The 18,547-nt window shown below is 66.1% G+C and carries 14 protein-coding genes; 4 read left to right on the plus strand and 10 right to left on the minus strand.

Features of this window, described 5'->3' with window-relative positions:
• Positions 1-178 precede the first annotated feature (178 nt).
• The 7 genes from G3446_RS17130 to G3446_RS17160 form a co-directional block, all read right to left on the minus strand.
• Positions 179-604 (minus strand): putative toxin-antitoxin system toxin component, PIN family, encoded by a 426-nt coding sequence (locus tag G3446_RS17130; RefSeq protein WP_164454056.1) that lies wholly within the window; start codon positions 602-604, stop codon positions 179-181.
• Positions 605-624: 20 nt separating this feature from the next.
• Positions 625-873 (minus strand): hypothetical protein, encoded by a 249-nt coding sequence (locus G3446_RS17135; protein WP_164454057.1) that lies wholly within the window; start codon positions 871-873, stop codon positions 625-627.
• Positions 874-1,059: 186 nt separating this feature from the next.
• Positions 1,060-2,331, minus strand: coding sequence for a TIGR02678 family protein (locus G3446_RS17140; RefSeq protein ID WP_164454058.1), 1,272 nt, complete (start codon positions 2,329-2,331; stop codon positions 1,060-1,062).
• Positions 2,328-2,471 (minus strand): hypothetical protein, encoded by a 144-nt coding sequence (locus G3446_RS27660; RefSeq protein ID WP_209262481.1) that lies wholly within the window; start codon positions 2,469-2,471, stop codon positions 2,328-2,330. The genes G3446_RS17140 and G3446_RS27660 overlap by 4 nt, the downstream gene beginning before the upstream one ends.
• Complete coding sequence (locus G3446_RS17150) at positions 2,468-2,908, minus strand: PIN domain-containing protein (RefSeq protein ID WP_164454059.1); 441 nt, start codon at positions 2,906-2,908, stop codon at positions 2,468-2,470. The genes G3446_RS27660 and G3446_RS17150 overlap by 4 nt, the downstream gene beginning before the upstream one ends.
• Positions 2,909-2,966: 58 nt before the next feature.
• On the minus strand, positions 2,967-3,239 hold the full coding sequence (locus G3446_RS17155; protein WP_164454060.1) for a type II toxin-antitoxin system Phd/YefM family antitoxin: 273 nt from the start codon (positions 3,237-3,239) through the stop codon (positions 2,967-2,969).
• Positions 3,240-3,372: 133 nt separating this feature from the next.
• Entirely contained in the window at positions 3,373-4,983 is a 1,611-nt protein-coding gene (locus tag G3446_RS17160; RefSeq protein ID WP_164454061.1) for a TIGR02677 family protein, read from the minus strand.
• 563 nt (positions 4,984-5,546) lie between these two features.
• Here G3446_RS17160 and G3446_RS17165 point away from each other — a divergent pair.
• Together G3446_RS17165 and G3446_RS17170 are read left to right on the plus strand one after the other, a co-directional pair.
• Positions 5,547-8,369, plus strand: coding sequence for a PAS domain-containing hybrid sensor histidine kinase/response regulator (locus G3446_RS17165; RefSeq protein ID WP_164454062.1), 2,823 nt, complete (start codon positions 5,547-5,549; stop codon positions 8,367-8,369).
• Between the two features lie 32 nt (positions 8,370-8,401).
• Positions 8,402-8,836 carry a DUF3592 domain-containing protein gene (locus tag G3446_RS17170; protein WP_164454063.1) on the plus strand — a complete coding sequence of 145 codons (435 nt, stop codon included), beginning with the start codon at positions 8,402-8,404 and terminating at the stop codon, positions 8,834-8,836.
• Between the two features lie 135 nt (positions 8,837-8,971).
• Here G3446_RS17170 and G3446_RS17175 read toward each other — a convergent pair whose 3' ends face one another.
• Positions 8,972-10,984, minus strand: a complete 2,013-nt coding sequence (locus G3446_RS17175; protein WP_245232565.1) for a M1 family metallopeptidase — start codon at positions 10,982-10,984, stop codon at positions 8,972-8,974.
• Between the two features lie 256 nt (positions 10,985-11,240).
• Between G3446_RS17175 and G3446_RS17180 the strand changes: the two genes are divergently transcribed.
• Together G3446_RS17180 and trhP are read left to right on the plus strand one after the other, a co-directional pair.
• Positions 11,241-12,362 carry a ChaN family lipoprotein gene (locus G3446_RS17180; protein WP_164454065.1) on the plus strand — a complete coding sequence of 374 codons (1,122 nt, stop codon included), beginning with the start codon at positions 11,241-11,243 and terminating at the stop codon, positions 12,360-12,362.
• Positions 12,363-12,418: 56 nt separating this feature from the next.
• Positions 12,419-13,684 carry a prephenate-dependent tRNA uridine(34) hydroxylase TrhP gene (gene trhP, locus G3446_RS17185; RefSeq protein ID WP_164454083.1) on the plus strand — a complete coding sequence of 422 codons (1,266 nt, stop codon included), beginning with the start codon at positions 12,419-12,421 and terminating at the stop codon, positions 13,682-13,684.
• Positions 13,685-13,856: 172 nt separating this feature from the next.
• Here the strand turns inward: trhP and G3446_RS17190 are convergent, their stop codons facing one another.
• Together G3446_RS17190 and nifJ are read right to left on the minus strand one after the other, a co-directional pair.
• Positions 13,857-14,873 (minus strand): dihydroorotate dehydrogenase-like protein, encoded by a 1,017-nt coding sequence (locus G3446_RS17190; RefSeq protein WP_164454066.1) that lies wholly within the window; start codon positions 14,871-14,873, stop codon positions 13,857-13,859.
• 85 nt (positions 14,874-14,958) lie between these two features.
• A complete protein-coding gene (gene nifJ, locus G3446_RS17195; RefSeq protein WP_164454067.1) occupies positions 14,959-18,540 on the minus strand; it encodes a pyruvate:ferredoxin (flavodoxin) oxidoreductase in 3,582 nt (1,193 codons plus the stop codon).
• Between the last annotated feature and the right edge of the window lie 7 nt (positions 18,541-18,547).

Genomic DNA, 18,547 nt, shown 5'->3' on the forward strand with positions numbered 1-18,547 from the left:
ACCGCCGGGAAACCAGGCGGCAAACAGAGAACACCAACTTCGGCCTAAACGGCGGCAAGGACCCGGCTTACTCTCCGGTTTATTTGATTCAACGTGGCCGGACCTCGGCAGGCTTGGGCAGGTCTTGTTGGGTGAGGGTTTCGATCAGTCTGCCACTCTCCTTGGCTGGCGGCACGCATTAGCCGCCAGCGATGCGCCTGAGCGCCTCGGCCGAATCGATGATCTCGATGTCCTGATGGCTGCCCAGCGGCAACAAGTGCTTGCGATCTCCGGAGACGATCAGATCGGCCTGTGCTGCGACGGCAGCCGCAATGACTTGGTCGTCATCGATGTCGCCGACCACGACACGAGGTACGGAGATGGGCTCGACGAGCTCGATGACTTCGACGTAGTCGGCCAGCACCTCGCGAGCCGTGCGCCCGATCCGCGCTAACCGCTCGGCAGCGGAACGGCGGGTCAGCACGTCGGCCAGTTCTTCGAGGAGGGCCGTGCTGCTACAGAGCTGGACGCGCGGTTGCTGGGCGATGACGTTGAGCAGACGATACGGCGTACCGCGCCATAGCAGCGCGGAAAACACGACGTTGGTATCCAGAACCAGACGCACCGCCGCTCTTCAACCTGGCATCAACGGCCGCGGGACTGCTCGCGGCGCTCAGCCCGAACGGCTGCGACTTCAGCGGCGATTTCTTCCTCGCTCATCGGCTCGGTTCCAGCCGCTTCCAGGGCTGGGGCGATGGTCAGCAACCGGTCCAGCGCCGCGCGCTTCTTGGCCTTAGCCGCCAAGAACTCGACGAAGTCTTCCACCTCGGCGAGTTGCTGAGGTGAAAGCGCTCGGATCTTCGACATCAGGTTCTGTTCGATGCTTGCATTCATCTTCACTCTCCGAGGGGCGTCATCACGCCGAGTCACTGAGACAGTATAGGGAGCTCGCGAATTGGGGGGCGTCGGCTGTTCGGTTGGCTACTGACACTGACGGAGGACGCTCCAGTTTCCGCATCTGGGACTCAGCAAGAACTGAGACCTTGCTCACGTGACGAGCAACGACTATGGGAGCATCAGTCACCCACTCTTACCGACTCGACTAATCCGAGGCGCCTCCACCGCATACCGGGCGATCGCTGGCAGCGGACGAACCCCGTCGACCTCGATTCTGGCCAGACCCAGCGACGCCAGCCGCTCGGCGGCCTCGCGGCAGAAGGACGGCCCGGCGTCCGGATCCTTGGCGGCCTTCTTCCAGTAGCGTCCATAGTGCTCGACCCAGGTCCGATAGGCGTCGTGGAGGCTGGCCCAGGGCTCGGCCCGGTCCTGGGACAGTCGCTCGGCGAGATGACCGGCCAGCAGCAGGGTGATGTGTCCCTCCGTGCCTTCGGAGGGCATGCGCTGGTCGGCGAGGTCGCCCTCCGGGTCGACCATGGCGATGCCCTCGGCGCGCATCTCGGGGACCAGTCCGGTGGCCTCCTGGATGCGCTGGACGATGGCGTGGCGCTGGTTGACCAGATAGGCCCGCGCGTCCTCGTCCAGCTCGCTGTAGTAGAGCACCGGGTCGTCGAGCAGACGCTCGGTGAGGCGCTGGCGCAGCTCCCGGTTGCGGGCCTCCGGGGTGTCGGCGACGAAACGGGCGGTGATGGCGCCGATGCGTTGGTTGAGGGTGTCCGCCGGCTGCTCCAGGGTGCCGACCAGGGAGGGACCGCGCCGGGTCACCAGGAGTGCGGAGAGCACGTGGCGGTCGATGTCGTAGAGGACGTCCTTGTCTTCGTTCTTGATGTAGGCGTCCTCGCTGCCGGCGACACGGACCAGCACGCCGAGGTTCAGTAGCAGACGGACGACGGCCACCAGGTCGCGGCGGTCCTCCTGGGTGCGCAGCTCGAACACCAGTCCGCTGGCCTGGATGCCGGGCTCGGTGCACTGGTCCATGGCGGCCTTGCCTAGGCGGCCCAGGGTGCTCTGCATCTCGCCGCGCTCCAGACCTGCCAGCACCAGACAGAGGAGGGCGTAGCGGCGGCGGGTGAAGTCGAGATCCACCGGGCGCTTGCCGGGGCGGGCGGCGCGGCTGCCGTCGTCCTGCTCGGGGGCGGTCTTGGCCAGGCGGGCGAAGTCGGCCTCGAGTCGCAGGTCCCAGCGGGTTTCGCTGTGCAGCCACTCCCTGAGCCAGTCGATGTGACGCTTGACCAGCCGGTAGGCGGGGTGATCGGCATAGAGCAGCGGCTGCATCAGCAGGCCGCGCATGGCCCGGCGGCGCTCGTCGTCGCGGAGCTGGGAGAGACGGTCGCCAAGCTCGTGGCTGGGCTCATGGCTGGGCTCGAGGCTGGACCCGAGGCCGGTCTGGCTCATGCGGCGGTCTCGTCGCATGACGGTTGGTCCTGCTTCGGGCCGGGGCAGGAGAGCTGACCGATGTGCTGGGCGTCGCCGTCGGCGTCGTCGTCCTTGTGCATGATGTCCTGGATGGTCTTGATGGTGGTGCTGAGGTTCATGGGGTCGTCGGGTCGCCGGCTGCGGTGGCCGGCTGGTCGAAGGGGAGCACGTCCAGCCCGGGCACGCGGCCGAAGTCGCCGACATCGGTGGTCAGCAAGGCATAGCCGCTGGCCAGGGCCGTGGCGGCGATCCAGGCGTTATTGGCACCCAGCGTCTGGCCTTGCCGACGCAGTGCGGCGACCAGCTCCGCGTGGACGCGGGCGATTTCCAAGGTGATGCCCAGGGTGGGTAAGGCCGCGAGCACGGCCTCCACCGAGGCGGATCGTCGGATACGGCGCTCCTCGGGCGTTGCTCGATGCACGCCGACGAGCAGCTCCGATGCGGTGATGACGCTGATCGCCGCATCGCCATAGTGCTCCCAGGGGGAGAAGTCCAGCTTGGCGCCGAGACCGCGCTCGACGCGAATCAGGACTCTGGTATCGATGAGTAGGCCCATCGCTGTGCTCCTCCGTAGCGCCCGGTCAGGAGCCGGGTCGAGTTCGGCTTGGGTCCGATCAGTCTTCCCAGGGATCCCGATCCGGCACCAAGACGGAGTGTGCATCGGCGATGTCGCGCTCGAAGGCGTCCGCATCCTCCCCGAGCTTGGGGGTTCGCGCGAAGATGGCGTTCAGCTCAGAGACCTTGACCGATTTCGAGGGTCCGGCGGGCACCAGGCGGGCGATGCGGCGACCGCCGCGGGTGAGCGCGAAGCTGGTGCCCAGGTAGGCGACGCGATTCAGGAGGTCCGACAAGCGTCGGGCCGCTTGCGTGACGTTCACTTGCTCCATGGCTTAAGTCGGCTCTGCATATCAGAACATCTGATCATCAGTGAATCAGCGTCCTTTGTGAAGGCGGCTCCATGATGCCGCGCTAACCGTCTGGCACTGTCTTGATCAAGAGGGGGCTCCTGGCCGGGGCTGGTCATGCGGCGACCTCGTCGTCCGGCGACTCAGGAGGCTCGGTGCCGCGGCCGGCACCGGTCTCCAGGTCGGTGATGCACACCCGATAGTCGCGGCCGCCGAATGCGCCGTCGGGGGTCTCGATGACGGCGCGGGTCTCGGGTCCCAGTGGCTCCAGGAAGATGCGGATGGCGCCGTCGCCGGTGATCGTTTCGACGGCCTTTTCCGGATTCGGGGCGGCCGCCAGGGCCTCGCCGAGCAGGCGCAGGAAGAGAGCGAAGCTCGCTGGATCCAGACGTCCGATCTCGCTGAGGCGCATCTCTTCGCCGGTCGCCAGGCGGCGGCGGGCGTCGCGCGCCTGCAGGCTCTCCTGAGCCAGTCGCATCCTGAGCTTCTGCTTGTCTTGGCTGCGGTCCCGGATGGTGGGCGGGACGCCGCGCTTGGCGTGGCTGCCGGTCTCGCGCAGACGGGCGCTGATGCGTAGCGGCGGCGCCTCTGCCCAGGGACGGGAGGGTGGCACCGGCTCCTCGGCGCGGGCCTGCAGGCTATCGCCATCGATGCCGAGATGGCGCGCCGGGGTCAGGCCGAAGGCGGCGCGCCACAGCCGATGGGCCTCGGCATCGGTCTCGCAGTCCATGAACCAGGCGGCCAGGGTGCGGTAGTCGGCGGAGCGGTCGCTGCGACCGAGGCGGCGCTCGTTGAGCTGGACCACGGCGTCGACCAGGTCGGAGATGGCGCGCCTTGCCCGGGAGCGCAGCAGCTCGGCTTGGGACGGCTTGTCCGCGGCGCCGATGAACCAGGCCTCGAGCCCGGACCAGCGGGCCTGCCATTCGTCGATCATCTTGGCCCTGGCCAGGGCCGGGTCGAGCTGGACGGGCTCGGCGCCGTCCAGGCCGGGCGCAGGTGCCAGGTCGGCGGCATCGCGCTCGGCGATCCGCTCCAGCAGGGACCGGAAGGCCGGGTGGCGCTGGATGTCGAGGATGAGTCCGGCGATCTCGGCGGAGCGCGTCACAAGGTCGCCGATGAAGCGGCGCAGATAGTCGAGCAGTCGATCCTTGTAGTCGATGAAGGCCGCGCGCTCGGCCCGGCGGAGGTCGATTCCACGGGCGAGCCCGGCCATGAAGTCGCGGGCGTTGTCGGCGAGGTCGGTGAAGACGCGGGTGATGTCGCGCAGCAGCAGATGGGCCTTGGCGCTGTCGAGCCTGCCCTCGTCGTCCTGGCTGTCGAGCAGGGTCCGCAAGGCGCGCAGTTGGCCGGCGATGTCCGCCAGCGCCACCGACTGCAGGGCGCCCTGGTGCCCGAGCATGCGCTCGTAGGTCGCCAGGGCGGCCTGCGCGGCCTCGCCCTCGCGGGTGATCTGGTAGAGATAGCGGGCGCGGTAAAAGTCCTCCACCGTGGTGACCCGGCTGGTATCGGGCTCGGCCTGGAGGTTGCCCCATTCGACCAGTTGCCCGAGCGCCGCCTGGACGGCGTCGAGCTGGAGCCGATGACCATCGCGCGTCGCGCGCTCCAGCACATCCTCCGGGCGCAGATGCACCAGGAAATGCTCCTTCGCCTCGGAGAAGGCGCGCATTAGGGTGCGGTAGAGGTCGGTCTTATCCGCGGTGAGATAGTTGAAGCTGGTATCGGGCATCCGGTGCTCTGCTCGGTCGCCGCCGGTCATCCGCCGACCCTAGCATCGGCGGAAGACCGCGAACAAGCGCGGGACCAACGCATGCCTTGCCTCTCTTGGGCTTGTGCGCCGAGTGCATTGACACTTGAAAGCGCGGCCAGTCGCCAGCGACCAGCTTCCTGCGGTTTTCTCACCGCGGTTAGCGGGGTGCTCCGACCTGTCTACCGCTCGGCATCATCGAGATCTTGCGCTCAGCTCGCGGGCCGAAGATGTCGAAAAGTGACCGAGCTCCCGCCCTTGATCCCAGTTATCTGTAACCCTGCTATCCGCAGAGCGCGCTTGGCTTACGCGGTGTCGATGAGGCGCGGGTCTTGCCTTTCAGCGAGTCGCTTAGCGGCATAGGATCGAGCTGCTATCCTCTCTTTCAGCGCAACCACAGGCCGGTCATCTGCTGGAAGCGCCGTTAGCGCTTGCCGGTTTCGGATTGATCGAATGCAGTATCGAGCAGCTCGGCTTCGATCCGGGGCCAACGGCCGGTCTTGCGCTCGGTATCAACGGACGAGGGATAAGCGATGAGCGGCGCAATGGACGCAGGAACGGATATCGACTGGCAGGAGCTAGTGGGCACGCCGGCGCTGCTGCGCGCCTTTCCGGACCCGCTCTGGATCAAGGATTTAAGCGGGATCTATCGGGCCTGCAATCCTGCGTTCGAGCGCTTCTTCTCGATTCAGGATGTTCTCGGGCGCGCGGACCATGCGCTCTTTCCGGCGAGTCTTGCCCAGGATTTCGAGCGTCGCGAGCAGGTGCTCGTCTCGAGCGGCGAGACACAGCGCTACCTGCAGGCGGTCATCGCCTCCGATGGCGCCAACGTGAGCTATCTGGATGTGTCGCTCTCGCCGCTCACGGACACGCGGGGTCGGTTGGCGGGCATCCTGGGCACGGGGCGCGGCATTCGTGCCGATCGCTGCGCGACCGAGGCAGCCTGGTATTCGGAATCCCGTTTCCATCAGCTCTTCGAGCAGATCGAGGCGATCTCGGTCCAAGGCTATGACCGCTATCGTCGCGTCATCTACTGGAACCCCGCCAGCACCGTTCTCTACGGCTACTCGGCGGAGGAGGCCATCGGCTGCCAGCTCGAGGACTTGATCATCCCCGATGCCATGCGCGACGCCGTCATCGCGGGCGTGGACGCCTGGGGCGAGGGCGGGCCAGCCATCTCCGCCGGCGAGCTCACCCTGAGGCGTGCGGACGGCTCGCCGGTCCATGTCTTCTCAAGCCACGTCATGCTGCAGGGCCCCGATGGGGAGCCGCAGATGTACTGCGTGGATATCGACCTGAGCGCGCGCAAGGCGGCGGAAGAGCAAGCCCGGAAGCTCTCCTTGGCCGTCGAGCAGAGCCCGGTGAGTATCCTCATCACGGATCTTGAAGGTCGTATCGAGTACGTCAACGAGGCCCTGATCCAGTCGAGCGGCTATCAGCGGGACGAGGTGATCGGCAAGAGCCCGCGGATCTTCAGCTCAGGGCTGACGCCGCGGCGCGTTTACGACCAGCTCTGGGCCGCCCTGAGTCGCGGCGAGGAGTGGCGTGGCGAGCTGGTGAACCGCCGTAAGGACGGGACGCTCTACACTGAGTCGGCCTTGATCACGCCCATCCGTCAGCCGGGCGGCGAGGTCTCTCATTACGTTGCGGTCAAGGCGGATGTCACCGAGGCCAAGCGGACGGCCGTGGAGCTGGAGCGCTACCGCTCGCATCTGGAAGAGCTGGTGGAGCAGCGCACCGCCGAGCTCAGCGAGGCGCGTCGGCAGGCGGAGGCCGCGAGCGAGGCGAAAAGCGCCTTCCTGGCCAATATGAGCCATGAGATCCGCACGCCGATGAACGCCATTCTCGGTCTGACCTACTTGCTCGGCCGCAATCTCAGCAGCGACGCCGATCGCGCCATTCTGGGGCAGATCGATGACTCGGCGAGTCATCTCCTCGGAATCATCAACGATATCCTGGACGTCTCCAAGATCGAGGCAGGAAAGCTCAGCCTGCGCGAGCGCGACTTCTCGCTCGACGTCTTGCTCGGTCAGGTCGACTCCATGATCCGAGCACAAGCGGCCGCGAAAGGACTGAGGTTCGATTGCGTTAGCAGCGGCGTTCCGCGTGCGCTGCACGGCGACGACACGCGCCTGCGTCAGGCGCTGGTGAATTACCTGACCAACGCCGTAAAATTCACCTCCGCGGGCAGCGTCACCCTGCGTCTGTCGATCCTCGAAGAGACCCAGGACCAGATCCTGCTGCGTGTCGAGGTTGAGGACACCGGTATCGGCATCGCCGAGGACGATCTCGCGCGGCTGTTCGCGCCCTTTACCCAGGTCGATCATTCCACGGCGCGTCCCTTCATGGGAACCGGGCTCGGCCTGGTGATTACGCGCCGGCTCGCCCAGCTCATGGGCGGGGATGCCGGGGCCGAGAGCGCCCTGGGGCGTGGCAGTCTGTTTTGGCTGACGGCCCGACTCGGCAAGGCAGCTCAGGATGCTAGCGTCCAGGGTGATCGGGTCCCGGCCGGGGAGGACGCCGAGCAGTGCTTGGCTGAGCGCTACGCCGGCCTGCGTGTGCTGGTCGCGGAAGACGATCTCATCAACCGCGACGTCATCCGGGAGCTGCTGCGGATCGTCGGTCTGGAAGCGGATTTCGCGGGCACCGGCCACGAGGTGATCGCCATGGCCTGCGCGAGCCGTTATCCGCTGGTGCTCATGGATATCCAGATGCCCGAGATGGATGGACTGGAGGCCAGCCGCCGGCTCCGGGGGCGGGCGGACTGGCGCCCATGTCCGATCTTGGCGATGACGGCGAACGCCTTCGAGGAGGATCGGCAGCGTTGTCGCGAGGCAGGTATGGACGACCATCTGTCCAAGCCCGTCGATCCCCAGCACTTCTACGCCACATTGCTTACCTGGCTCGAGCGCTCGGACCTGGCCGGATCGGCGACGCATCCCGTCAAGCGGATTCCCAGGCCGATGCCGGCCGCGCGCGCCCAGGCCGTGGCGCGCGCGGGCTCGCTGATCGATCGCATCGCGACCCTGCCGGGCGTCGATGCCGCGGGCGCCTTGACGAAGCTGCAGGGCTACGAATCCCTCTACCAGAGCGTCCTTGGCAAGTTCGCTAGTCACCATGCGGACGATCCGGCACGGCTGCGCGAAGCCTTGGCGGCCGGGGACCGGGGAGGTGCGCGCCGATTGGCGCATACCCTCAAGGGGCTGGGGGGGACCCTCGGCTTCGTCGAGCTGCACGGTCTGATGTCGGAGATCCTGCATGCGATCGACGAGGGCCGAGACCTCGACGACCTCGGCCCGCGAATCGCCGCTGCCGAGGCGGCCCATGCCCGGCTGGTCGACAGCATCCGCTCGGCTGAGCCAGCATAGGCGCTCGGCTCCGAGCCCGAGGTGCTGTGCCCGTGCTTTTGAAATCGCTGCGTGCCCGGACGCATCCCGGGACTTCCGCCTATTTCGGCATCGCCCTATTCGGCGTGGCGCTGTGCGCCCTGGTGGTGATGCGGATGGAGCAGGAGCATCGCATGCGCGCCGATGGCGTGCGGGTGACCGCCGAGGTACAGGGTTTCGAGGGCGTTCCTGGTGGCAACGATTACCTGTACTACAGCTATCGCTTCGGCGGCCGGCTCTACGAGGTGAGGGACTTGGTCTCCGATCGCATGAGATCCAGGCTCGGGCCAGGCGATGCCCTGCAGGTCTGGCTCTCGCCCGAGCGGCCGCAGAGCCCCTTGCTCATGGATCGGGGAGGCACGCCAGCTTGGGTGGGACTGCTGATCGGGGCGTCAATGGTCCTGGGCGGGCTATTCGGCCTGACCCAGTTGCGGCGTCGCCCACCCTGAAATCGGAAATTCGAACCGCAAAGGCGCGAAGGACGCAAAGAAAAACAGAGGCATGGCCGATGCGCAGCCTTCATGTGCGGGGTGATCAGAATCGACTTCGCGCCCTGCTCAAATTCTTTGCCCACTCCCTGCGGCTCAGGGGGCGCCCGTGCCGATATCGAGCACCAGCTCCGATTTGCCGGACGGCCACTGGCCCTTGATGCGGTTGGTCGATTCGGGGCCGCTGAAGACGAGATAGCTGTATTTGCCATAGTGCGGCAGCTTGCGGGCGAGTGCCGGGACTTGCGCCGCGTCCGCGGCCGCGACCCAGCCAATGGGTGCCGCGTCGTCCCCGAGCGTCAGGACCTGGCTCTCGGTTCCGGTATCGACGCGCTCCCCATCGACGACTAGCCGATGCGGGTCGAGGCTCAACGAATACGGCGCGCTGAGCTGCACCAGGCTGGGCAGATGCCTGTTCTCCCAGCCGAGCAGCCATACAGGCCGGTCATTGGGCAAAGCGTCGACCGAGGTGTCGTCCTCGACCCGCCAGTCGCGATGCCCTGCTTGCCAGGTGGCGGCGAGACGCCGGTAGGCTTTGCGCAACGCCTTGGGCGCGGCCGAAGGGATGAGGATGAGCCCCTCGTCCGAGCCGAAGAGGCTGCTCAGCGTCACGGGTGTCTCGCCCGGCAGCAGGGTGCGGAAGAGATCGAAGCTCGGATCCACGGCGATGCCTGTCGGTGCCTCGCCGAGCGCGATCGAGAAGGGGGTGTCCTCGGTCTTGCTTTCCATGTGAATGGTTAGGCGCTCGCCGCTGGCCTTGGTCACGACGACCGGGACACGCAAGGGGAAGGGGGCGCCCGGCTGGCGCTGGTGGATGTGTCCGCTGAGGCGGTAGCCGCCCTCTTGCGGCTCGACCACGACGTCTTTCAGGCCGAGCCGAGGCGCGCCCGGCTGGGTCGTCCAGGCGCCGAAGAAGCGCTTCAAGTCTTGGCCGCTCGCGGCGTCGAAGGCCTCGCGCAAGTCGTCGTAGCTGGCCTTGCGAAACTTGTTGTCGGCATAGAAGCGTCTCAAACCGGCCTCGAAGGCCGAATCGCCGAGACGCTGCCGCAGCATGTGGAAGAGCATGGCCGCCTTGCTGTAGCCGACGCCTTGCGAGGCCATGTTGTGCTTTCCATGGAAGGCGACAAGCGGGAAATCCTGCCCCTCGCGCACATAGTCGCCGTAGCTCTTGAGCATGTCCCGTCGGGCTTGGGGTCCCTGGCCGGCCTGCTCCTTGATCCAGTAGTCGGCGAGATAGTAGGTCAGGCCCTCGCTCCAGTTGCCGCTCTCGAAGTCGATGAAGACGCTGTTGCCCCACCAGTTGTGGAGAATCTCATGCGGGTAGGAGGTACGAACGATGAACGGGAGACGGATGACCTGGGGGCCGAGCAGGGTGAACGACGGCATTCCATAGCCGGTCTCCCAGAAGTTCTCCACGAGCGCGAACTTGGTGAAGGGATAGGGGCCGATCAGCTCGGAATAATGGGCGACATAGGTATGGGTTGCACGCAGGTAGCGCTCGGCGAGCGCAGGGTCGGGCTCGCGAAGATAGACCTGGGCCTCGACGTCTCCTGCGCTGGCGCGATAGAGCCTGTAGGGACCGGCAATGAGATAGATGTCGTCCTGGGGCAGCGGCTCCGTCCAGGTCGAAAGACCCCTTCCAGGCTTGCCCGCTCCGGCCTCGCCCGGGCCAGTGCCCTGGGAGACCGCCATCCAGCCATCCGGCAGCCGCACCTCCATGCGAAAGCGCTGCAGGGTGTCCGGAATGCGGGGATACCAACCGCTGTTGGCATTGAGAAAGACGCCTTCCGGCCCGATGACGCCCAGTGACCAGGCGCTTGCGCGGCCCATGCCCTCATCGATGCGACGCAGCCCGTGCTCGATTCGCCCCTGGTACCTGATGGTGACAGGCCCCTGAGCGTCGAGCTGCAAGAGGTACTTGCGCAGATTGCGCACTTGCTGAATCTCGCTCAGCCGCGCCGCACCCTTGAGGATCTCGGCCTGGAGGTTGGCGTGCAGCAGCAGTGTCCACTCGCTTTTTCCCGCCGGTAGCCGCATCTCGTCCTCGACCGTCAAGGCGTGATCCGAGGGATCGAGGCGGACCTCTAGGCGGTGCTCGACTTCCGGCATGTCCGGCGCCGCTGCGGCTGTCGCAGCGACACCCATGAGGATCAGCCAGACCGCAGATCGCGCTCCGCTGAGTATCGGGCTCAGGACGGATTCGAGCCAGTGCCTCGCCTCGGCGTGTGACAATGACGGACAATGCCCGGGCTTGCAGAGGCTCGCTCTGGGTGTGCAATTCGACCGACCTTCGGGTCTCTGACGATTAGGGGATCTCATGTCGCTCCGCTCTCAACCAATCTCGGCCGCGCAGGCCGCTCTCATCATGCTTTCGCTGCTGCTCCCGGGGGCTCATGCGACACTCGCGGCCGACTCAGTTGCGAGTGCCGTCGATGGCAATCGAACCCGCGTGCTGGATGCCACCGATCTGACCGGTATGGATGCCCTGATTCGCAAGCTCATGGATCGTCGCGTCGTCTTCGTCGGCGAGCAGCACGATCGGTATGAGGACCACCTCAACCAGCTCGCGATCATCGAAGGGCTTCACGCAGGGGGCAAATCGCTCGCGATCGGGCTGGAATTCTTCCAGCAGCCGTTTCAGCAAGATGTCGACGACTATATCGAAGGCAAGATCGACGAGGCCGACTTCCTGCGTCGTACCCAGTATTTCGACCGCTGGCGTTTCGACTATCGGCTGTATCGTCCCATTCTGCGCTTTGCGCGCGAGCACGGGATTCCGGTGATCGCCTTGAACCTGGAGGCGGAGCTGACACGCAAGGTCGGCGATGTCGGCATCGACGGGCTGAGCGAGGCGGAGCGCGCTAGGATTCCGGCCCAGATGGATCGTGGCGACCCGGCCTATCGGGACCGCATCGAGGCGGTCTTTCGCCACCATCCGGCGGACTATCAGCGCAACTTCGAGCACTTCTTCGAGGTCCAGCTGCTCTGGGACGAGGGCATGGCCGAGCGCGCCGCGGCCTATCTCGCGGAGAGCCCCGACAGGACGCTGGTCGTTCTGTCCGGCGGAGGGCACGTCGAATACGGTCAGGGAATTCCGAAACGGCTCATGCGCCGCCAGCGCGTCCCCATGGCGATCATCCTCAACGGGCAGGGCCGTGAGCCCGACGGCGCCGTCGCCGACTTCTTCCTCTATCCCCCGGAGGTCGAGCTGCCGCCATCCGGCCTGATGGGCGTCATGCTGAGCACAGACGAGGATGGCGAGGGGATTCGCATCGACGGCTTCGCGGAAGAGAGCGGCGCCAAGGCGGCTGGCCTCCAGACGGGGGACCGTATCGTCCGCATCGGGCGGCATCGCATCGCGGGCTACGCGGACGTCCGCATCGCCATGATCGACGCGCAGCCCAAAGACCTGGTGTCGGTCGAGGTGATCCGTGAGCACATGCTCGGCTCCGACGAGCACAAGACCTTCGAGGTGAGGCTGCGTTGACTGTCACGACCACCTCGGGGCCGGAGCTGCTGTCGCCGGCAGGCACCCTCAAGAATATGGGTTACGCCCTGGCCTATGGGGCGGACGCCGTCTATGCGGGGCTGCCGCGTTATAGCCTCAGGGTGCGCAACAACGATTTCGACCTCAAGCATCTGGAGGTGGGTCTGCGCGAGGCGCATGCGCAAGGCAAGCGTTTCTACCTCACCACCAACCTCATGCCGCATGGCGCCAAGCTGCGTACCTTCCTCGCGGACATGGAGCCGATCGTTGCACTGGGGCCGGACGCGCTCATCATGGCCGACCCCGGGCTTATCATGCTGGTGCGCGAGCGTTGGCCCGAGCTGCCGATCCATTTGTCCGTGCAGGCCAACACGGTCAATGCGGCAGCCGTGCGATTCTGGCAGGCGCAGGGCCTGTCGCGGGTGATCCTGTCGCGCGAGCTGTCCTTGGACGAGATTGCCGATATTCGCGACGCCTGTCCGGAGATCGAGCTGGAGGTCTTCGTCCATGGCGCACTCTGCATCGCCTATTCCGGCCGCTGCCTGCTCTCCGGCTACTTCAGCCACCGGGACGCCAATCAGGGCGCCTGCACCAATGCCTGCCGCTGGGAGTACAGGCTGATGCCCGAGCGGGAAGGTGAGTCCCTCGCCGGGTCTCAAGCGGGCGAGGCCCCACAGCCCGGACTGGGAAGGCATCCGGCCGCCGACGCTATCTATCTGCTCGAGGAATCCAATCGCCCAGGCGAGTACATGCCGATCCTTGAGGACGAGAACGGCACCTACATCATGAATTCGCGCGATCTGCAGGCGGTCGAGCAGGTTGGCAGGCTGGTCGAGATGGGTATCGACTGTCTGAAGATCGAGGGGCGGACCAAGTCGCACTATTACGCGGCCCGGACGGCACAGGTCTATCGGGCCGCGATCGACGATGCCGTTGCCGGACGTCCCTTTCGCGTCGAGCTCAAGGAGGCGCTCGAGGGTCTCGCCAATCGCGGCTACACCCAGGGCTTCTACCGTCGGCACGCGCCCGCCGAGCTGCAGAACTATGCCGATGGTGTCTCGCGCAGCCAGCGCCGCATCTTCGTCGGCGAGATCTCGTCGTCCGGCGCGGATGGCTGGGCCGAGGTCGAGGTGAAGAACCGCTTTGCCGTGGGGGACCAGCTGGAGCTGATGACACCCGAGGGCAACGACCGCTTCCCGCTCGAAGCCATGACCGACCAGGACGGGGCGGCACTCGGCGTCGCCCCGGGTGCCGGCTGGCGTGTGCGCATCCCTATCCCTCGGCCTGCCAGCCCCTTGAGCCTGCTGACACGCGCCCTTTGAACTCGGACGTCTGCGGCTGATCGGCGCATGGAGCCTGGCGGTCTCAGCGCCACAAGGACCTCGGTGAACGGCGTGCTTGGAGATCGGCTTCGATGGCAGGGCGCGACGGCGGGCGCCAATGCCCGCCGCGATGACGGGCGTTGGCGCCGTCCCGAGGCGCGAGGGACCCGGGCTAGACCAGCGCGCCGGCAGGCGGGCTGTAGCTGTCCAGCACGCGGACGTAGTTGGAGCGCTCGAGCTCGTCAGGGTTCGGCACGCTGAGCGCGCTGACACGGCCGCGGAAGTCGTCGACCGATTCGAAGCCCTGCTCCTCCATCCAGTCTTCGATGCCCCTCAGCAGGATGCCGAGGTGGGCGGGTCCCCATTCGAGGAGTGCGCTGCAGAGGTGTACCGCGTCCGTCCCGGCGAGCAGCAGCTTGATGGCGTCCTCGGCCGAATGGATGCCTCCGGTCGCGCCTAGCGAGAGTCCGGGGATGCGTCCGTAGAGGATGGCGATCCAGCGCATCGCCAGCAGCGCCTCGGCGGAGGTGGAGGGCTGGAGGCGAGACTGCAGCCGCAGGCCGTCGATGTTGATGTCGGGCTGATAAAAGCGGTTGAAGAGCGAGACGCCGTCGGCGCCGGCCTCCGAGAGCTGTTTGATGAAGTTCCCGACCGAGCTGAAGCTGGGAGACAACTTCATGTTGATGGGGATGCGAACCTTGGCGCGCATGCTCTTCAGGAGGCTGAGATAGCGCTCCTCGACTTGCGCCCCGGTCTGGCCGATATCGCCTGCCACGTAGTAGACGTTGAGCTCCAAGGCGTCGGCTCCGGCCTGCTCCAGCTCGCTCGCGTGGTCGATCCAGCCGCTCGGGGTGACGCCGTTGAGGCTGGCGATCACCGGGATGTCCAGCGCCTCCTTCAGCTTTTGGATCTGCTCCAGGTACTGCTGGAGGCCGTTCTCGAAGTCCTGGTGATTGGGCAGGAAGCCGTCGGTGGTCTCGGCGAAGCCCGTATCCTGCTGATGCAGGAAGCGCACCATGGATTCGGACTCCGCGGTGATGGCCTCCTCGAAGAGCGAGTACATGATGATGGCCGCGGCCCCCTTGTCTTCCAGCTCACGAGCGGTTGTGACGCTCTTCGACAGCGGCGAGGCCGAAGGCACCAGGGGGTTCTTGAGCTCCAGCCCGAGGTAGTTGGTGGTCAGATTCATTTTCTGCCGTCCCTCACATCAAGGAATTCATGATTGATCGCCGGCGGGCCGCGCAACGCTGCGGTTCGCCGTGCATGCGCCTGGCTTACTCCGAGGCAGGGGCCTTCTGGACCGCGAGATGCGCGAGCTGCTCATAGAGCGTGAAGCGCGTCTTCACATGCTTCTGCGCGAGATTGAGGAAGTGCTCGGCGGCCTCCGGGTGGGTCTTGGTCAGCAGGCTGAAGCGTGTCTCCGTGTTGATGAAGTCCCGATAGGGAATGCTCGGCGGCTTGGAGTCGATGAGGAGCGGGTTCTCGCCGCGCTCGGTGCGGCGCGGATCGTAGCGGAACAGCGGCCAGTGGCCGGAGGTTACCGCGAGGTCCTGCTGGCGCAGGTTGTTGGAAAGGTCGACGCCGTGCGCGATGCAGGGCGAGTAGGCGATGATGACCGAGGGGCCGTCGTAGGATTCGGCCTCCAGGAAGGCGCGCACGGTTTGGACGTCCTTGGCCCCGAAGGCGACCTGGGCGACATAGACGTTCTCGTAGGCCATGGCCATCATGGCCAGGTCCTTCTTGTAGGTCGGCTTTCCGCCAGCCGCGAACTTGGCGACCGCGCCCATGGGCGTGGCCTTCGAGTTTTGGCCGCCGGTGTTGGAGTAGACCTCGGTGTCCAGTACCAAGAGGTTCACGTTGCGGCCGCTGGCGAGCACATGGTCTACGCCGCCGTAGCCGATGTCGTAGGCCCAGCCGTCCCCGCCCACGATCCATACGCTGCGCTTGACCAGAGACTCGCAGATCGCCTCGAGCGTGCGGGCTAGCGGGCTGTCGATGGACTTGAGCTTGGCCTTGAGTGCGGCCACGCGCTCGCGCTGCTCGTGGATGCCGGCCTCGCCCTGCTGGTCGGCCTGGAGCAGGCCGTCGGCGAGGTCTTCACCGATTTGGCGGGCGAGCTCGGCGACCAGCTCGCGCGCGTGCGCCGTCTGCTTGTCCACCGCCAATCTCAGGCCGAGGCCGAACTCGGCATTGTCCTCGAACAGCGAGTTGTTCCAGCTCGGACCGCGCCCCTCGGGGTTAGTCGTATAGGGCGTGGTCGGCAGGTTGCCGCCGTAGATAGACGAGCAGCCCGTGGCATTGGCGATGAGCATGCGGTCGCCGAAGAGCTGGGTGGCGAGCTTGATGTAGGGCGTCTCGCCGCAGCCGACGCAGGAGCCCGAGAACTCGAACAGCGGCTGCATCATCATGGCGTGCTTGATCTTGCCGGCATCCAGCTGGGTCCGGTCGTACTCGGGCAGGCCGAGGAAGAAGTCCCAGTTCGCCTCCTCGGCGGCTTGGGTCTCGGTCGCCTCGACCATGTTGAGGGCCTTGTGATTGGGATCCTTGCGGTCGCGGATGGGGCAGACCTCGACGCAAAGCCCGCAGCCGGTGCAGTCGTCCGGCGCGACCTGGTAGGTCACCTGGTAGCCCTGCGGGAAGTCCTTGCCCTTGATGGTGGCATGCTGGAAGCTCGCTGGCGCCTGATCGGTGAGATCGCCCGGGTAGACCTTGGCGCGGATCGCCGCGTGGGGGCAGACCAGCGGGCACTTGCCGCACTGGGTGCAGAGCGTCTCGTCCCACTGGGGTAGCTGCAGCGCGAGCTTGCGCTTCTCGTACTGGGTCGTGCCGGTGGGCCAGGTGCCGTCCGCCGGCATGAGGCTGACGGGGAGCTGGTTGCCGTTGCCGGCAATCAGGGTTGCGGTGACCTTGCGCACGAACTCCGGCGCGTCCTCCGGGACCACGGGCGGGCGGTCGAAGGTGCTGCTGACCTGGCTGGGCACGTCGACCTTGTGCAAGCCCGCGAGCGCGGCGTCGATGGCGTCATAGTTCCGATCCAGCAGGCGCTGGCCCTTCTTGCCGTAGGTCTTCTTGACCGCCTCCTTGATGTGCGCGATGGCCTCGTCCTTGGGCAGGATGCCGGAGATGGCGAAGAAGCAGGTCTGCATGATGGTGTTGATGCGCCGCCCCATGCCGGTCTGACCGGCGATGCCATAGGCGTCGATGACATAGAAGGACAGCGCCTTGTCGATCATCGTCTGCTGCATCTTGCGTGGCAGCTCGCTCCAGACCTTGTCCGCCGCGGTCGGCGAGTTGAGCAGGAAGACACCGCCCCGCTTCGCCTTGTCGAGCATGTCGTAGCGCGTGATGAAGGTCGGCTGATGGCAGGCGACGAAGCTGGCCTCGTCGTCGCCGATCAGATAGGTGCTGTTGATCGGGTCCGATCCGAAGCGCAGATGGCTGATGGTCACGGCGCCGGCCTTCTTGGAGTCGTACTCGAAGTAGCCCTGGCCGTAGTTTGGCGTCTCCTCCGCGATGATCTTGATGGAGTTCTTGTTCGCCGAGACCGTGCCGTCCGAGCCCAGTCCGTAGAAGACGCAGGCAGTGACGCCGTCGAGCGCGTCGGCCTTGAAGCTCGGATCCCAATCCAAGTTGGTCTGGGCGACGTCATCGAGGATGCCGACGGTGAACTGATTCTTGGGGCTGTCTTTTCCAAGCTCGTCGAAGACGCCCTTGACCATCGCGGGCGTGAACTCCTTGGAGCCGAGTCCGAAGCGGCCGCCGATGATGCGGGGCATGCTGCTGAGCTGGCCGGTCGAGAAGGACTGGGCGACCGCCGTGACCACGTCCTTGTAGAGCGGCTCGCCGTTCGCGCCCGGCTCCTTGGTGCGGTCCAGGACCGCGAGCGCGGTGGTAGTGGCGGGCAGGGCGTCGATCAGTGCGCTGGCATCAAGGGGGCGGAAGAGGCGGACTTTGATCAGACCCACCTTCTCGCCACGGGCACTGAGGTGCTCCACGGTCTCCTCCGCGGCGCCGATGCCGGAGCCCATGAGGACCAGGACGCGCTCGGCGTCCGGGGCACCGACATAGTCGAAGAGGCGATAGTGGCGCCCGGTCAGCTTGCCGAAGCTGTCCATGACCCCCTGCACGATGCCGGGTGTCGCCGCATAGTAGGGATTGACGGATTCGCGGCCCTGGAAGTAGACGTCCGGATTCTGCGAGGTGCCGCGCAGGCTGGGATGGTCGGGATTCAGACCGCGCTCGCGGAAGGCGGAGACCAGCTCCTCGTCGATCATGGCGCGGACCACCTCGGTCGGCAGGCGCTCGATCTTGGAGACCTCATGCGAGGTGCGGAAGCCATCGAAGAAATGCACCATGGGCACACGGCTCCGCAGCGTGGCCGCCTGCGCGATGAGCGCGAAGTCCATGACCTCTTGAACGGACGCCGCGCAGAGCATGGCGTAGCCCGTCGCGCGGCAGGCCATGACGTCCGAGTGGTCGCCGAAGATGGAGAGACCCTGTGCCGCGAGCGCCCGCGCCGAGACGTGAAAGACCGTTGGGGTCAGCTCGCCGGCGATCTTGTACATGTTCGGGATCATCAGCAGCAGGCCTTGCGAGGCCGTGAAGGTCGTCGCCAGAGAGCCGCCCTGGAGCGCGCCGTGGATGGCGCCCGCCGCTCCGGCCTCGCTCTGCATCTCGACCACGTCGGGGATCGTGCCCCATAGATTCTTGACGCCTTGCGAGGACCATTCGTCCGCCCACTCGCCCATGTTCGACGAGGGCGTTATGGGATAGATGGCGATGACCTCATTGGTCATGTGGGCAACATAGGCGGCGGCTTCATTGCCGTCGAGTGTGACCATGCTCTTGTGCGACATCGAACTG

The organism is Thiorhodococcus minor, assembly GCF_010820565.1.
Lineage (GTDB): Bacteria > Pseudomonadota > Gammaproteobacteria > Chromatiales > Chromatiaceae > Thiorhodococcus > Thiorhodococcus minor.

What these genes read in the sequence shown, in the direction of transcription:
- G3446_RS17135 (WP_164454057.1), bottom strand. Translation starts at nt 873, where the DNA reads ATGAATGCAAGCATCGAACAGAACCTGATGTCGAAGATCCGAGCGCTT.
- G3446_RS17140 (WP_164454058.1), bottom strand. Translation starts at nt 2,331, where the DNA reads ATGAGCCAGACCGGCCTCGGGTCCAGCCTCGAGCCCAGCCATGAGCCC.
- G3446_RS27660 (WP_209262481.1), bottom strand. Translation starts at nt 2,471, where the DNA reads ATGAACCTCAGCACCACCATCAAGACCATCCAGGACATCATGCACAAG.
- G3446_RS17150 (WP_164454059.1), bottom strand. Translation starts at nt 2,908, where the DNA reads ATGGGCCTACTCATCGATACCAGAGTCCTGATTCGCGTCGAGCGCGGT.
- G3446_RS17155 (WP_164454060.1), bottom strand. Translation starts at nt 3,239, where the DNA reads ATGGAGCAAGTGAACGTCACGCAAGCGGCCCGACGCTTGTCGGACCTC.
- G3446_RS17160 (WP_164454061.1), bottom strand. Translation starts at nt 4,983, where the DNA reads ATGCCCGATACCAGCTTCAACTATCTCACCGCGGATAAGACCGACCTC.
- G3446_RS17165 (WP_164454062.1), top strand. Translation starts at nt 5,547, where the DNA reads ATGGACGCAGGAACGGATATCGACTGGCAGGAGCTAGTGGGCACGCCG.
- G3446_RS17175 (WP_245232565.1), bottom strand. Translation starts at nt 10,984, where the DNA reads ATGCCGGAAGTCGAGCACCGCCTAGAGGTCCGCCTCGATCCCTCGGAT.
- G3446_RS17180 (WP_164454065.1), top strand. Translation starts at nt 11,241, where the DNA reads ATGCTTTCGCTGCTGCTCCCGGGGGCTCATGCGACACTCGCGGCCGAC.
- trhP (WP_164454083.1), top strand. Translation starts at nt 12,419, where the DNA reads ATGGGTTACGCCCTGGCCTATGGGGCGGACGCCGTCTATGCGGGGCTG.
- G3446_RS17190 (WP_164454066.1), bottom strand. Translation starts at nt 14,873, where the DNA reads ATGAATCTGACCACCAACTACCTCGGGCTGGAGCTCAAGAACCCCCTG.
- nifJ (WP_164454067.1), bottom strand. Translation starts at nt 18,540, where the DNA reads ATGTCGCACAAGAGCATGGTCACACTCGACGGCAATGAAGCCGCCGCC.